This is a genomic window from Cellulomonas sp. P5_E12, assembly GCF_054049315.1.
Genome location: NZ_JBFUMP010000017.1, coordinates 83,529 through 96,839, shown reverse-complemented (window position 1 = coordinate 96,839; position 13,311 = coordinate 83,529). Strand labels below are relative to the sequence as shown.

15 protein-coding genes and 4 tRNA genes are annotated in these 13,311 nt (G+C 73.4%); 10 read left to right on the top strand and 9 right to left on the bottom strand.

What is annotated here, in order from left to right; translation table 11 throughout:
* The first annotated feature begins 40 nt into the window (after nt 1-40).
* Nucleotides 41-113 (top strand) — tRNA-Arg (locus ACXJKA_RS14625).
* Here ACXJKA_RS14625 and ACXJKA_RS14620 read toward each other — a convergent pair.
* Nucleotides 75-1,493 (bottom strand): APC family permease, encoded by a 1,419-nt coding sequence (locus ACXJKA_RS14620; protein ID WP_456825957.1) that lies wholly within the window; start codon nt 1,491-1,493, stop codon nt 75-77. The two genes, ACXJKA_RS14625 and ACXJKA_RS14620, sit on opposite strands and share 39 nt — an antisense overlap.
* 470 nt (nt 1,494-1,963) lie before the next feature.
* Between ACXJKA_RS14620 and ACXJKA_RS14615 the strand changes: the two genes are divergently transcribed.
* Nucleotides 1,964-2,215 (top strand): hypothetical protein, encoded by a 252-nt coding sequence (locus ACXJKA_RS14615; RefSeq protein WP_456825932.1) that lies wholly within the window; start codon nt 1,964-1,966, stop codon nt 2,213-2,215.
* Between the two features lie 3 nt (nt 2,216-2,218).
* Here ACXJKA_RS14615 and ACXJKA_RS14610 read toward each other — a convergent pair whose 3' ends face one another.
* Complete coding sequence (locus tag ACXJKA_RS14610; protein WP_456825931.1) at nt 2,219-2,920, bottom strand: phosphatase PAP2 family protein; 702 nt, start codon at nt 2,918-2,920, stop codon at nt 2,219-2,221.
* Between the two features lie 70 nt (nt 2,921-2,990).
* On the opposite strand from ACXJKA_RS14610, the gene orn reads away from it, so the two are divergent.
* Nucleotides 2,991-3,662, top strand: coding sequence for an oligoribonuclease (gene orn / locus ACXJKA_RS14605; protein WP_456825930.1), 672 nt, complete (start codon nt 2,991-2,993; stop codon nt 3,660-3,662).
* Nucleotides 3,663-3,681: 19 nt separating this feature from the next.
* The gene (locus ACXJKA_RS14600; RefSeq protein ID WP_456825929.1) at nt 3,682-5,943 is read left to right on the top strand and encodes an FUSC family protein; all 2,262 of its coding nucleotides are present in this window, start codon (nt 3,682-3,684) and stop codon (nt 5,941-5,943) included.
* Here the strand turns inward: ACXJKA_RS14600 and ACXJKA_RS14595 are convergent.
* The 3 genes from ACXJKA_RS14595 to ACXJKA_RS14585 form a co-directional block, all read right to left on the bottom strand.
* Nucleotides 5,922-5,997, bottom strand: a tRNA-His gene (locus ACXJKA_RS14595). The genes ACXJKA_RS14600 and ACXJKA_RS14595 overlap by 22 nt on opposite strands.
* A 100-nt stretch (nt 5,998-6,097) precedes the next feature.
* Nucleotides 6,098-7,027 (bottom strand): ATP-grasp domain-containing protein, encoded by a 930-nt coding sequence (locus tag ACXJKA_RS14590; RefSeq protein ID WP_456825928.1) that lies wholly within the window; start codon nt 7,025-7,027, stop codon nt 6,098-6,100.
* Nucleotides 7,024-8,076, bottom strand: coding sequence for an ABC transporter ATP-binding protein (locus ACXJKA_RS14585; protein ID WP_456825927.1), 1,053 nt, complete (start codon nt 8,074-8,076; stop codon nt 7,024-7,026). Before ACXJKA_RS14585 ends, ACXJKA_RS14590 begins: the two co-directional genes overlap by 4 nt.
* Nucleotides 8,077-8,175: 99 nt before the next feature.
* Between ACXJKA_RS14585 and ACXJKA_RS14580 the strand changes: the two genes are divergently transcribed.
* The 4 genes from ACXJKA_RS14580 (at nt 8,176) to ACXJKA_RS14565 (ending at nt 11,196) form a co-directional block, all read left to right on the top strand.
* Nucleotides 8,176-8,850 carry an ABC transporter permease gene (locus tag ACXJKA_RS14580; RefSeq protein ID WP_456825926.1) on the top strand — a complete coding sequence of 225 codons (675 nt, stop codon included), beginning with the start codon at nt 8,176-8,178 and terminating at the stop codon, nt 8,848-8,850.
* Nucleotide 8,851: 1 nt separating this feature from the next.
* Nucleotides 8,852-9,628, top strand: a complete 777-nt coding sequence (locus ACXJKA_RS14575) for an ABC transporter permease (protein ID WP_456825925.1) — start codon at nt 8,852-8,854, stop codon at nt 9,626-9,628.
* Nucleotides 9,629-9,699: 71 nt separating this feature from the next.
* Nucleotides 9,700-10,704, top strand: a complete 1,005-nt coding sequence (locus ACXJKA_RS14570; RefSeq protein WP_456825924.1) for a glycine betaine ABC transporter substrate-binding protein — start codon at nt 9,700-9,702, stop codon at nt 10,702-10,704.
* Between the two features lie 90 nt (nt 10,705-10,794).
* Nucleotides 10,795-11,196, top strand: coding sequence for a nuclear transport factor 2 family protein (locus ACXJKA_RS14565; protein WP_456825923.1), 402 nt, complete (start codon nt 10,795-10,797; stop codon nt 11,194-11,196).
* Nucleotides 11,197-11,251: 55 nt separating this feature from the next.
* Here ACXJKA_RS14565 and ACXJKA_RS14560 read toward each other — a convergent pair.
* The 3 genes from ACXJKA_RS14560 to ACXJKA_RS14550 form a co-directional block, all read right to left on the bottom strand.
* A tRNA-Lys gene (locus tag ACXJKA_RS14560) sits at nt 11,252-11,327 on the bottom strand.
* A gap of 66 nt (nt 11,328-11,393) precedes the next feature.
* The gene (locus ACXJKA_RS14555) at nt 11,394-11,597 is read right to left on the bottom strand and encodes a hypothetical protein (protein ID WP_456825922.1); all 204 of its coding nucleotides are present in this window, start codon (nt 11,595-11,597) and stop codon (nt 11,394-11,396) included.
* A 132-nt stretch (nt 11,598-11,729) separates the two neighbouring features.
* Entirely contained in the window at nt 11,730-12,026 is a 297-nt protein-coding gene (locus tag ACXJKA_RS14550) for a GroES family chaperonin (protein WP_456825956.1), read from the bottom strand.
* Between the two features lie 112 nt (nt 12,027-12,138).
* Between ACXJKA_RS14550 and bcp the strand changes: the two genes are divergently transcribed.
* Together bcp and ACXJKA_RS14540 are read left to right on the top strand one after the other, a co-directional pair.
* Nucleotides 12,139-12,606, top strand: coding sequence for a thioredoxin-dependent thiol peroxidase (bcp, locus tag ACXJKA_RS14545; protein WP_456825921.1), 468 nt, complete (start codon nt 12,139-12,141; stop codon nt 12,604-12,606).
* A gap of 47 nt (nt 12,607-12,653) precedes the next feature.
* A tRNA-Leu gene (locus ACXJKA_RS14540) sits at nt 12,654-12,739 on the top strand.
* Nucleotides 12,740-12,815: 76 nt separating this feature from the next.
* Here ACXJKA_RS14540 and trxA read toward each other — a convergent pair.
* A complete protein-coding gene (trxA, locus tag ACXJKA_RS14535) occupies nt 12,816-13,184 on the bottom strand; it encodes a thioredoxin (protein WP_370503817.1) in 369 nt (122 codons plus the stop codon).
* Nucleotides 13,185-13,311 lie beyond the last annotated feature (127 nt).

Here is a 13,311-nt window from a genome sequence, read left to right as displayed (position 1 = left end):
GCATCCCGCACCTCGCCGTTAGGCTGTGGGCGCACGCCCAGCCCCCGTAGCTCAACGGATAGAGCAACGGCCTTCTAATCCGTAGGTTGCAGGTTCGAGTCCTGCCGGGGGCGCCCACCATCGGCCGGCGCCGTGCCGGTCAAGTCGCCCCGGGGCACCCTGCGTCGCCGGGTCGCACCGACAGCCACCGCCACCAGCGCGAGCCCCAGCGGCACCACCAGGTGCCATCCCGCGAGCACGACGAGCGCCAGCGACAGCGCGCACGCGAGCACGGCCGCCCACCACCCCCGGGTCCCCCGCGGGAGCAGCCGGACCGCCGCGGCCGTCCCCGCGGCGTAGATGGCGACGATGCAGCTGGTGTGCACCAGCACGAACGGCGCGAGCTCACCGCCGGTGGCGACGGCGATCGCGAAGTACACGGCGGCCAGCACGCCGACGACGGCCAGCGCCCGGCGCGGCACGCCGCCCGGCTGCGCACCCCGCGCCACCCAGCGCGGGAGGTCGCCGTCGCGGCCGAGCGACGCCCCCAGCTTGGCGAACGCCCCGAGGTACGTGCCGAGCACGCCGAGCGTGACGATCCCGGCGACGAGCGCCACCAGCACCCGCCCGACGCCCGGCAGGCCCACGTCGACCAGGTCCATCAGAGGCACGTCCGACGACGCGGCCCGGTCGCCCAGCACCGTCACGGTCACGTACTGCAGGGCGAGGTACGCGGCACCCACCACCACGAGCGCGATCGCCGTGGCCCGCGGGATGGTGCGCCGCGGGTCGCGGAACTCCCCCGCCATGTGGGTCACGGCCTCCCAGCCGGCGAACGCCCAGACGTAGAGGCTCGCGGCGGCGGCGACACCGGTCCGGCCGCGCGGCGCGAACGGCACGAGCGTTGCGGTGTCCGCCGCGGGCAACGAGACGAGGACGACCCCGACGACGAGGACCACGAGCGCACCGGTCAGCGCGAGCTGGACGGGGCCCGCCAGCCGCAGCCCGACCGCGTTCGTGACCAGCGGCGGGACGAGGAACGCGGCGCCCACGGCGTACACCTGCCACTGCGTGCCGCCGAGCATGGCGACGACGTACTGCGCGCCCAGCAGCGCCACGACCGGCGAGCCGACGCACACGCCGAAGAAGAACCAGTAGCCGGTCATCCGCGCCGCGGTCGCTCCCAGGGCGAGCCGGACGTAGGTCGCGACGCCGCCCGAGTCCGGGTGCCGCGTGGCCAGGGCGGCGAAGGTCGCGGCCAGCGGGACCGAGGCGAGCAGGACCGCGGCGACCGCGACCAGGGACGCGGGGCCGGCCGCGCGGGCGGCCAGCGTCGGGAGCAGCAGGATCCCCGTCCCGAGCACGGACGCGACGTACAGGGCGGAGCCGAGCGCCAGACCGATCCGCGGCTGGGCGTCAGCCGGCGCGGTCGGGGCGGCAAGGACGGGCACGCTGCAGCCTCTCCCGGCCTTCTCGTCACGACCATGCGGCAGACAGGCGACGTCCGTCGACATCCTGCCAGCGTCTGACATCGGAAGATGCTCTCCCGAGATCGGGAGAAATGGGCGGAAAAATCATGTGACGGCGACCACACCGACGTGGTCGAGTACTCCCACACCACCCATAGTCCGGGCCTTCGGCCCTGACACCGTCATGCCCAGGAGAGCACACCGTGAACCCGAACATCTATCTCGAGCTCGCGCGCCAGGATCACTCCGAGCGCCTCGCTCAGTCCCATCACGCACGCGTCCGCGCTGCCGCGCGGCACGTCAGACAGCCGTCCGAGAACATCGGTCGGCCACCGGATCCGCGGCGCGTCCCGGCGCGCCAGCCACAGCTCGTCGACGCTCGCTGACCACCGCACCACCCACGGGCGCGGACCACCCTGCACACGCGGGGTGGTCCGCGCCCGTCGTCGCGCGTGCCACCATGACGCCATGTCGCCGCTCCCCCGCCTGCGCCCGCGGCGCCCAGGGACCCGCTGATGGGCCGGCACGCCACGCCGGACCCGGCGGCCGAGCAGCCGCTGCCCAAGCGCCTCGCGCGGCACGTCGTCCTCTGGCTCGAACGCATCGGTCTCGGGCTCGCGGCCGGCGCGGGCACGCTCGGCGTCCTGCGCTGGGCCGGCACCTCGTGGACCGCGAGCCTCTGGATCGCCGGCGCCATCGCCGTCGTCGTCCCGGTCGCGGCGTGGCTGGCCTCGACCGTCCCGGGTCACGACGACACCGCTATCTAGGGCTCAGCCCGGCGGGCCCGTGTGCAGCCGGTCGACCACGGACACCACGCCGAGCACCGCGACCGCGAGCCCGGCCGCCGCCACGACGTCGGTGAGGAAGTGGTACCCCAGGTAGAGCCGGCTCAGCGCGACGAGGGCGGTGCCGACGACGGTCGCGACGCCCCAGAGCACGATCCGCCACACCGACGGGTTCCGGCTGCAGACGAGGTAACCGGCGACGAGCAGCAACGTCGCCGTCCCGAGGGTGTGCCCCGACGGGAACGACGCCGTCACCTCGGCGCCCGGCACCACCATCGTCTCGGACGGCGGCCTCGGGCGGTCGACCAGCCCCTTCACGGCGAGGCCGAGCAGCGTCGAGCCGACCATGGCCGACGCGAGGAGCACCGGCCGCCACCACTCGCGACGGACCATGCCCCACACCACGCACGCCACGCCGACGACGATGGGCAGCACGACCGGCCCTGACACGAACGTGATCGCGGCCAACGCCGCGGTCAGACCGGTGGTGCGGTGAGCGACCATCCAGTCGAGCATCGGCTGGTCGAGGCTCGACAGGTCGTCCTTCTCCCTGACGGCGTCGAGCACACCGAAGAACACGGCGAGGCCCGCGACGACGAGCACCAGGCCTGGCAGGACCGCCCAGAGCGTCGGGCGCGCACGGAGCGCCACGAGCCACTGTGGCGCGTGGCTTTCGTCGTCGGGCACGAGCCGACGTTACCGGCGCCGCGTGTCGGCGCGAGCGCAGGAGCCCGCGCCGCCCCCTAGGCTGACCTGCGTGACCAGCACGCCGACTCCCGCGCCCGCCACCCCCGGACACGAGAGTGCCGACCGCATCGTCTGGATCGACTGCGAGATGACCGGCCTGGACCTCGGCGCCGACGCCCTGGTCGAGGTGGCCGCGGTCGTCACCGACTCGGAGCTGCGCGTGCTCGGCGAGGGCGTCGACGTCGTCATCGCGCCGCCCGCCGAGGCGCTCGAGCAGATGAACGACTTCGTCCGGACCATGCACACCACGTCGGGCCTGCTCGAGCAGCTGGCCGGCGGGACGACGCTCGAGGACGCGCAGGCCACGGTGCTCGAGTACATCCGCGCCTGGGTGCCGGACGCCGGGAAGGCGCCGCTGGCGGGGAACTCCGTCGGCACCGACAAGGCGTTCCTCGACCGCGACATGGCCGAGCTCGTCGGCCACCTGCACTACCGCGTGATCGACGTGTCGTCGATCAAGGAGCTCGCCCGCCGCTGGTACCCGCGGGTGTACTTCGCCTCGCCGCGCAAGAACGGCGGCCACCGCGCGCTCGCGGACATCCTCGAGAGCATCGACGAGCTGCGCTACTACCGGGCGGCGCTCCTGCCCGCCCAGCCCGGCCCCGACTCCGCGGCCGCGAAGAAGATCGCCGCGGAGATCGTCGCGACGTCGGTCAAGGGCGCGCTGCTGCCGGAAGGCTGAGCGCGGGGTCGGAGGTCAGGTGCACCGTCTTCGACCGTGGCTGCGCCGCCACGACCCCGAGGCGTACGCCCAGCACCGGGCCCTCCGGCTCACGCTGGCGGCCACGACGGTTCTCGTGATCTCGGACCTGCTCCTACACGACCCCCAGGTGGTCACGTTCGGGGTCTTCGGGTCGTTCGCCCTCCTCCTGTTCGCCGACTTCCCCGGCAGCCCGGCGGGTCGGCTGGGCTCGTACGCCGGCCTGGTGGTCGTCGGGGGCGTGCTCATCTGCCTCGGCACGCTCGTCTCGACGTCGTGGTGGGCGGCCACGCTCGGGATGCTCGTCGTCGGCACCCTGGTCGCCTTCGCCGGGACGGTCTCCGCGGCGATCGCGTCCGCGCGCAACGCCACGCTCCTGCTGTTCATCCTGCCGGTGACGGTGCCCGCCGCGACGTCGGAGATCCCGTCAAGGCTGCTCGGTTGGGGCCTGGCGGCCGTGGTCTGCGTGCCGGCGGCGCTGCTGCTCTGGCCGCCCCGCGAGCACGACCGGCTGCGGTCGACCTCGGCGGCCGCCTGCGGCGCGCTCGGCGCACAGCTGGCAGCGCTGTGCGACGCCCGCCCGGCCGAGAAGGTCGACGCATCGTTCGAGGACCTTCGGCGGGCGTTGCGCGGCACCGCCTACCGACCGGTCACGCTCACCACCGGCAGCCGGCTGCTGCTGCGCCTCGCCGACGAGCTCGAGTGGCTGCACCAGCTGGTCCGCGTGTCCGACCCCGCGGCGGTCGCGGGCTGGCCGGCGTGGACCCTGCAGGTGGTCCGGTCGTGCGGCGCGGTGCTCACGGGGGCGGGGGCGGTGCTGCGTCCCGACCCGCACTCGGCCGCGTCGGTCGACGCCCGGCGCCAGCTCGACGCCGCGCTCGCGGCGCTGGCCGACACCCGTCGGGCGGCCGTCGACGAGCTGGCCGACGAGCTCGTCCACGGCGTCCCCCTCACCGCCGACCAGCTCGACCACCACACGCAGCGCGCGCACGCGTGGGCCTACGCCTCCGAGCTGGCGGGCCGGACCGCGGCGGCCTCGGCGGCGGCCGACGCCCGGCCGCTGGTCGACCGGCTGCTCGGTCGCGGCACCACGCCCCTCGCGGTCGGACCCGTCACGGCGGCCGGTCGCCTGGCCGCGCAGCAGGTGCACCGCGACTCCGTCTGGTTGCAGAACAGCCTGCGGGTCGGCGCCGGGTTGGCCGTCGCGGTCCTGGTCGCTCAGGTCAGCCACGTCGACCACGGGTTCTGGGTGGTGCTGGGCGCGATGTCGGTGCTGCGGACCTCGGCCCTGACCACCACGTCGACCGTCCTGCGCGCCCTGCTGGGCACGGTCGCGGGGTTCGTCGTCGGCGGCGGGCTGATCCTGCTCGTCGGCTCGGGTCCGGCGACCTTGTGGGTGCTGCTGCCCCTGGCCGTGCTGGTCGCCGGGTTCGCACCGCAGACGGTGTCGTTCGCCGCGGGCCAGGCGGCCTTCACGGTCGCGGTCCTGATCCTCTTCAACATCCTGGCGCCGGTCGGCTGGGAGGTGGGGCTGGTGCGCGTGCAGGACGTCGCGATCGGGTGCGCGGCCGCCCTGGTGGTCGGCCTGCTGCTGTGGCCGGGGAGCGCCGACGCCCGGGTGCGGCACGCGCTGGCCGAGGCGTACCGGACGGCCTCCGACCTGCTCGCGGACACGGTGCGCCGCACGATCACCCCCGACCTGCCTCGCACCGCGGAGCCGGCAGCCGACTCCGCGGCCCTGCGGCTCGACGGTGCGTTGCGGCAGTACCTGGCCGAGCGCGGGATCCGGCCGGACGGCCTGGAGACGGTGACGGCGGTGGTCAACGGCGTGGGTCGGCTGCGTCTCGCCGCCGAGGCGATCGACCAGTTCCCCAACCCGCAGCCTCTCCCGCCCGGCGGCGACGCGCAGATCCCCGCGCTGCTGCTCGGCCGCTCGGCGGGTGCGCAGGGCTGGTACCACGGCATCGCCGGCGCGCTGGTGCAGCGGGGGCTCCCGGTGCCCCCGCCGTTGCCCGCCGACACGCAGGAGCTCGTCGTCGGGCTGCTGGCGGCGGCCCGCAGGCCACGCAGCGACGCCGTCGCACGCCGCGAGCTCCAGCTCGCGTGGGTGGGGTTGTTCCTCGACGACACCGCGGCCCTGTCGGCCCGGCTGAGCGGACCGGTCGCGCGGTTGTGCCTGGGCCACGAGACGGCCCCGGGAACGACGTCGGGCGCCGACCAGCTGGTCGACGCCCGACGCGATGGGGTGGCTAACGGGACTTGAACCCGCGACCCCCTGGACCACAACCAGGTGCTCTACCACCTGAGCTATAGCCACCACGATCCCCCGACGCGCACGTCGGGGCGTCCAGAAGTGTACCCGAGCCGGAGACCACTTCTGGAACCGGTCCGCAGTGGCCTGTGCCACTGCCGTTCCGTCAGAGGCGCGCGACGACCGCGTCCGCGAACCGCTGCGCCGAGCCCTCGCCGTGCGCGAAGAAGAGCGACGGCTCGGTGAGCTCGACCTCGAGGACCACGGGGTTGCCGTCGTCGTCCGGGATGAGGTCGACGCGCGCGTAGAGCAGCGGCCCGTCGGTGCCGGGCACGATGTCGGGCAGTGCGGCGACCACGCGTCCCGCCACCTCGCGCTCGGCCTCGCTCGCCTCGCGCGCCGTCATGATCTCCTGGCGGTACAGCTCGTCCGCGAGCTGCTCGCGGTAGGGGCCCTCCAGCAGCGCCCCCTTGCGGACGGAGTGGCTGAACTGGCCGTCGACGAACACCAGCGCCGTCTCGCCGACCGTGTCCACGTTGCGCAGGTACCGCTGGATCATCACGTGGCGCCCGACGCTGAGCAGGTTCTTCGCGTGCGTGATCGCCAGCGAGCGCTGCTGCGTGATGCCTGCGTCGTACCGGCCGGTGTCCCGCGAGCCGGCACTGACCGTCGGCTTGATGACGAAGTCGCCGAACGCCGGGAACCGCGTGTGGATGGCGCGGGAGTCGTGGTTGCGCTCGGGGTCCAGCCAGATGGTCGGGACGATGGGCAGCCCGGCCTTCTCGAGGTCCCGCAGGTAGGTCTTGTCGATGTTCCAGCCGACGACCTCCGCGGGGTTGAGCAGGGTGCTCGTGCGCTCGACCTTGCGGGTCCAGTCGGCGAACTGCGCGGGCCGGTCGGTGTAGTCCCACGTCGACCGGATGAGGACGTGCGGGTACGTCCCCCAGTCCACGGTCGGGTCGTCCCACACGACGGCGTCGGTCGGGATGCCGCGCTTGAGCAGCGCGTCACGCAGGGCGTGGTCGTCGGTGTCGAGCTCGGGCAGCGCCGCGCAGGTGGCGAGCGCGAGGCGGGCGGTCTGCGGCTGCGTGTTCACGTGCGCAGCGTACCGACGGGGGTGTCGCCGCCGGTTGTGGCGTGCGTCTCGTCCGACGCCTCGGTGAGGCGGTCCAGCGCCCGCACGACGGTGGCCGGAGTGGCGCTGCCCACGACGCGGCCGTCACCGTCCCGGACCGGCAGCAGCCCGTCGGCGCCGACGAACGCGGCGAGGACGTCGCCGAGCTCGGCTCCCACGCGCAACCCTCCGTCGGCCGCCAGCGATCCGGCGGTCGCGGGGTCGGCGGGGTCGAGGTCCACCGGCTCGAGGCGCCCGAGCGCGAGCAGCCGGGCGGTGCGTCCGCGACCCACCAGGTCCGCGACCGCGGGGGTGGCCGGACGGGCGACCACGTCCAGTGGGGACGCCAGCTGCTCGATGTGGGCGCCGGGGCTGAGGACGGCGACGCGGTCTGCCATCCGCACGGCCTCGTCGATGTCGTGCGTCACCAGCATCACCGTGATGCCGACGGTCCGCTGGATGCGTGCGAACTCCGTCTGCAGGCGCCGGCGCCCGACGGGGTCCACCGCGCCGAACGGCTCGTCCATGAGCAGCACCGGGGGGTCCGTGGCCAGTGCGCGCGCGACCCCGACGCGCTGGCGCTCGCCGCCCGAGAGCTCGTGCGGGTACCGGCGGGCGTAGCGGTCCGGGTCGAGGCCGACGAGGTCGAGCAGCTCGTCCACCCGCGCGGCCGTCCGCTTGCGGTCCCAGCCGACCAGTCCCGGCACCGTGGCGACGTTCTGGGCGACGGTGCGGTGCGGGAACAGCCCGACGTTCTGGATCACGTAGCCCATCCGGCGCCGCAGACCCACCGGGTCCACGCTGGTGACGTCCTCGCCCTCGAGAAGGATGCGGCCCGACGTCGGTTCCACCAGGCGGTTCGCCATGCGCAGCGTGGTCGACTTGCCGCAGCCGGACGGCCCGACCAGCACCAGCACCTCGCCGGGGAGCACCTCGAGGGACAGGTCGTCGACGGCCGCGCCGGAGCCCGTCTCGTTGCGCGCGTACGACTTGCTGACGTGCTCGAAGGCGATCGCCGGGTCGTCTGCCACCTCCCGGACGCTAGTGCCTGCGTCCGACAACCGCACCGCCTCCCGCTGACGCGGCCCGTTGGGGGCGCGCCTGTCGGAGGGCCCCGGTACGTTCACGGGATGCGTCTGGCCCAGGCCCCGCCCAACCCGTGGTTCTCGTGGGAGTACGTCGAGCGCAACAGCGCGGACATCGGGCGCGCCCTCGAGCAGCACGCGTCCCTGACGGTCGAGGCCGTGGTCATCGCATTCGTCATCGCGCTGCCGCTCGGCGCGTTCGCGCACCTGCGGCCCCGGCTGGCGGGTCCGGTGCTCGGCGTCGCCGGCGTCCTGTACACGGTGCCGTCCCTCGCGCTGTTCGCCATCCTGGCGCCGTACACGGGCATCGGGCGCGTCACGGTGCTCATCGGCCTCGTGTCCTACGCGTTGCTCGTGCTCACCCGGAACGTCCTCGTCGGCCTGCAGGGCGTCGACCCCGCGGTGAAGGACGCCGCGCGCGGCATGGGCTACGGCCGGACCCGGCTGCTCGTCGCGGTCGAGCTCCCGCAGGCGCTGCCCAGCATCGTCGCCGGCCTCCGGCTGGCGACGGTCACCACGGTCGCGCTGGTCACGGTCGGCGTCGTGGTCGGCTACGGCGGCCTCGGCCAGCTGATGTTCCGCGGGTTCCGCAGCAACTACCACGCGGAGATCATGACGGCGACGGTGCTGTGCCTGCTGCTCGCGCTCGTCTGCGACCTGGTCCTCGCGTTCGTCGGGCGACGGCTGACGCCCTGGGCGCGCGTCGAGAGGCCGGTGTGACGTGGACATCCTGAGCGACGCGATCGCCTGGCTCAACGACCCCCTCAACTGGACGGGTCGCAACGGGGTCCTGGCCCTCACGCGCGACCACATCATCGTGTCCCTGCTCGCGGTGCTCCTCGCCGCCGTCGTCGCCCTCCCGGTGGGCCTCTGGCTGGGCCACCGCCGCCGCGGGGGCACGGTCGGGGTCGTCGTCGCCAACACGACCCGGGCGCTGCCCACCCTGGCGCTGCTCACGCTGCTGGCCGCCAGCGGGCTGTTCGGCAACACGGCCACCGTGCTCGCGTGCGCCGTGTTCGCCGTCCCGCCGCTGCTGACCAACTCGGTCACGGGCCTCGGTGAGGTCGACGCCGACGTGCGCGACGCGGCGCGCGGGGTCGGCATGTCCGGCCGCCGCAGCCTGTGGGCCGTCGAGCTCCCCCTCGCCGTCCCGCTCATCGCCGCGGGCATCCGCACCGCCTCCGTGCAGGTGCTCGCGACCGTCCCGCTGGCGGCCCTCGTGGGCGGCCGGAGCCTCGGCACCATCGTGGTCACGGGCTTCGGCACCCAGGACTACGGGCAGGTGCTCGCGGGCGGGATCCTGGTCGCGGCGCTCTGCCTCGTGTCCGAGGGTCTGCTCGCGATCGTCCAGCACTTCATGACGCCCCGCGGCCTGCGCGCGCTCGCTCGGGACACCTCCGACGACCCCAGCGGGCGAACGCGCCGGTCAAGTACCACGTCGCCAGGGCTTGCCCAGCCCGCGGCGAGCGGATCGAATAGGACCGGCCCATCCTCCTGACCACGTCGACGGCCCCCGTCCGTCACCCGGGACCCCGATCCCTGCCCCGCCGACTCCCCGAGGAGAGCACGATGCGAGCGAGACGCTCCACCACCCTGACCCTGATCGCCATCGCCACCCTGGCACTCGGCGCGTGCGGCGCTCCCGGCTCGGGCGGCGGCGAGGCCGAACCGACCTCGTCGGGCAGCTCCGGGCTCGCCACCTGTGACCCGATCGCGGGCGACAAGCTGGTCGTCCTCGAGGACGACAAGGGCCTGCAGAACGCCGACAACATCATCCCGGCGGTGAACAAGGCCGCCGCCGCGGCGAACCCGTCGGTGATCGATCTGCTGGACACGGTCTCCGCTGCGCTCGACACCGACAAGCTCATCGAGCTCAACAAGGCCGTCGACATCGACCGGAAGACCTCCAGCGAGGTCGCCGCCGACTTCGTCGAGACCGAGAAGCTGGCCGCGACGGACACGCCCGGCACGGGCACGTCGCTGGTCGTCGGCGCCGCGAACTTCTCGGAGAGCGCCACGCTCGCCGAGATCTACGCCGCCGTGCTGCGCAGCGCGGGCTACACGGTCGAGGTGCGGACCATCGGCAACCGGGAGACCTACCTGCCGCCGCTGGCGGACGGCACGCTCACGGCCGTCCCCGAGTACGCCGCGACGCTCGCCGACTTCCTCAACGCGCAGCAGAACGGCGCCGACGCGGCGTCGGTCGCGTCGGCCGACGTCGATGCCACCGTGACCGCGCTGACCCCGCTCGCGGACGCCGCGGGCCTGGTCGTCGGCAAGCCGTCCGCGGCGCAGGACCAGAACGCGTTCGCGGTGACCAGCGAGTTCGCCGCGAAGCACGACCTGAAGACGCTCAGCGACCTGGCCGCCACCTGCGGCGGGCTCGTGCTGGCCGGCCCGGCCGAGTGCCCCGAGCGGCCGTTCTGCCAGCTGGGCCTCGAGGAGACGTACGGGATCGAGTTCGCCGACTTCAAGTCGTACGACTTCGGCCTCATCGGCCAGGCCGTCCGCCAGGGTGAGGCGGCCATCGGGCTGGTGCTGTCGAGCGACGGGTCCCTCGCCGCCGACAACTGACGAACGACCGACCAGTCACCAGCAGGCCCGGCCGGGGACATCCGGCCGGGCCTGCTGACGTCCGCCGCGCACAGGACTACGTTCGGTGAGATGGCGACGATGCACGAGCGCCTGCGCGAGGCCGGCAACTCCCATGACCCGGCCCGCCTCGCGGCGCTCTTCGCGGTCGACTACGACAGTGCCCAGCCCGTCCACCCGGGCCGGACGTTCGTCGGGCGGGCGCAGGTGCTCGCCAACTGGACCTCGATGTTCGCGGGGGTTCCCGACTACTCGTCCGACCTGGTCGCGTGCGCGTCCGACGGCGACCGCGAGTGGGGCGAGTGGCGGTGGCGCGGCACGTTCGCCGACGGCTCACCGTTCGCGATGCGCGGCGTCACGATCTTCGACATCCGCGACGGCCAGATCGTCGCGGGCAGGCTGTACATGGAACCCGTCGACGACGGCGGCGGGGACATCGAGGCCGCGGTCGAGCAGCTCTCCCGCCCCAGGTAGCGCCGACGACGGAGGGCCTCCCTCCAGCGTTGTCGCTGGTGGGAGGCCCTCCGGGTGGTGCGCCATCAGGGACTCGAACCCCGAACCCGCTGATTAAGAGTCAGCTGCTCTGCCAATTGAGCTAATGGCGCGCGGTTGAGAACGCTAGCAGGCCGGACGCCCGATCTGCCAATCGAAAGGCGCCGTCGTGACGACCGTCACGCATCCTCGGCGAGGGGACGCTGCTCCCACCACTCCTGGTCGGGCAGACCCTCCGCCTCGAGGATCTCGGCGGACGTCGCCTCGGGCGTCGCCAGGTCGACGATGAGCGCCAGCGGCACGTGCTCGGCGAGCAGATCGAGGACGTGCTGGGTGGCCTCGCTGTCGTCGGGGACCACGGGGGTGGCGTCGTGCTCAGTCATCTCGTTCGACCTCCTCGGGCCCTCGGACGCGCGTCCGGGATGTCCCATCCACTCATGCCACCACCGCGATCCCGGTGCGGCAAGTCGCTACGCCGACGTCGCCGGGACCGGCACGCCGCGTAGGGGGAACGCTCAGAGGTACAGCCCGGTTCCCTCACCGCTGGCGCGCGGCTCGGCGACGGCGTGCACGTCCTTCTCCCGCAGGAGCACGTACGTCGCGCCGCTGAGCTCGACCTCGGCGCGGTCCTCGGGGTCGAAGAGCACGCGGTCGCCCAGCTGGACCTGGCGCACGTGCTGCCCGACGGCCACGACCCCGCCCCAGGCGAGGCGCTTGCCGACGACGGCGGTCGCGGGGATGACGATGCCGGCCGACGAGCGCCGCTCACCCGCCTCACCGTCGAGCGAGACCAGCAGGCGGTCGTTCAGCATGCGGATGGGCAGCTCGGCCTGCCCGGACGTGGAGGTGCTCACGCGCCCGACGCTACCTCGCGTGCCGTCGTAGGCTGACGCCAGACCGCATCCACCCACGCCAGGAGACACCGTGCCCCGCCTCGCCGTCGGCGACCTCGCCCCCGACTTCACGCTGCCGACCGCCGACGGCGGGACCGTGACCCTCTCCGACCTGCGCGGCCGCCGCGTGATCGTGTACTTCTACCCGGCGGCCATGACGCCCGGCTGCACGACGCAGGCGTGCGACTTCCGCGACAACCTCGCGTCCCTGCAGGGTGCCGGGTTCGCGGTCGTCGGTGTCTCCCCGGACTCCGTCGACAAGCTCGCCGCGTTCGTCGAGCAGGAGCACCTGACGTTCCCGCTCGGCTCCGACCAGGAGCACGCCGTGCTCGAGTCGTGGGGCGCCTGGGGCGAGAAGCTGAACTACGGCAAGACCGTGGTCGGCGTGATCCGCTCGACCGTCGTCGTCGACGCCGAGGGTCGCGTCGAGCTCGCGCAGTACAACGTCAAGGCCACCGGGCACGTCGCCAAGCTGCGCCGGGACCTCAAGGTCGCCTGAGGCGAGGCCTCCCCGCCCGAGGCCGCGCTTGTGGGAAACTTCGCTGCGCGGGAGTGGTGAAACGGCAGCCACGCCAGGTTTAGGTCCTGGTGCCCGAGAGGGCGTGCGGGTTCGACTCCCGTCTCCCGCACCAGACGGGCAGGTCCGCCGCCCGAGCCGGGCCCGGTCACCGGGCACCCCAGTGGGGACCGGCCTTCTCGTGCGTCAGGTCAGGCGGTCGTTGCGGCCGCGGCGATCTTCTCGCGCACCTCGTCCATGTCGAGCGCCTTCACGGCCTCGACCACCTGCTCCAGCGCGGGAGCGGGCAGCGCGCCGGCCTGGTTGAACACCAGGATCCCGTCGCGGAAGGCCATGAGGGTCGGGATCGAGAAGATCTGCAGCTCGGCGGCGAGCTCCTGCTCGGCCTCGGTGTCGACCTTCGCGTGCACGACGTCCGGGTGGTTCTCCGAGGAGTCCTCGAAGACGGGCCCGAAGCGCTTGCACGGTCCGCACCACTCCGCCCAGAAGTCGACCAGGACGATCTCGTTGTCCTTGATGGTCTGGCCGATCGTGCTGCCAGTCAGCTCTGTCGTCGCCATGACGTTCCTCCAGTCTCGGTTGCTGCCATGTGCTGGGAGGTAGAGCACGCAACCACCGACGACTATTCCCGAGGGTGTGGCGATCCACACCTGGACGCGATCCGTACGGGTGAGCGCGCCGCGTCGT

Excerpts from the sequence above, each read along its gene's own strand:
- ACXJKA_RS14620 (WP_456825957.1), bottom strand. The coding sequence starts at position 1,493 with ATGTCGACGGACGTCGCCTGTCTGCCGCATGGTCGTGACGAGAAGGCC.
- ACXJKA_RS14615 (WP_456825932.1), top strand. The coding sequence starts at position 1,964 with ATGGGCCGGCACGCCACGCCGGACCCGGCGGCCGAGCAGCCGCTGCCC.
- ACXJKA_RS14580 (WP_456825926.1), top strand. The coding sequence starts at position 8,176 with ATGCGTCTGGCCCAGGCCCCGCCCAACCCGTGGTTCTCGTGGGAGTAC.
- ACXJKA_RS14570 (WP_456825924.1), top strand. The coding sequence starts at position 9,700 with ATGCGAGCGAGACGCTCCACCACCCTGACCCTGATCGCCATCGCCACC.
- ACXJKA_RS14565 (WP_456825923.1), top strand. The coding sequence starts at position 10,795 with ATGGCGACGATGCACGAGCGCCTGCGCGAGGCCGGCAACTCCCATGAC.
- ACXJKA_RS14555 (WP_456825922.1), bottom strand. The coding sequence starts at position 11,597 with ATGACTGAGCACGACGCCACCCCCGTGGTCCCCGACGACAGCGAGGCC.
- ACXJKA_RS14550 (WP_456825956.1), bottom strand. The coding sequence starts at position 12,026 with ATGCTGAACGACCGCCTGCTGGTCTCGCTCGACGGTGAGGCGGGTGAG.
- trxA (WP_370503817.1), bottom strand. The coding sequence starts at position 13,184 with ATGGCGACGACAGAGCTGACTGGCAGCACGATCGGCCAGACCATCAAG.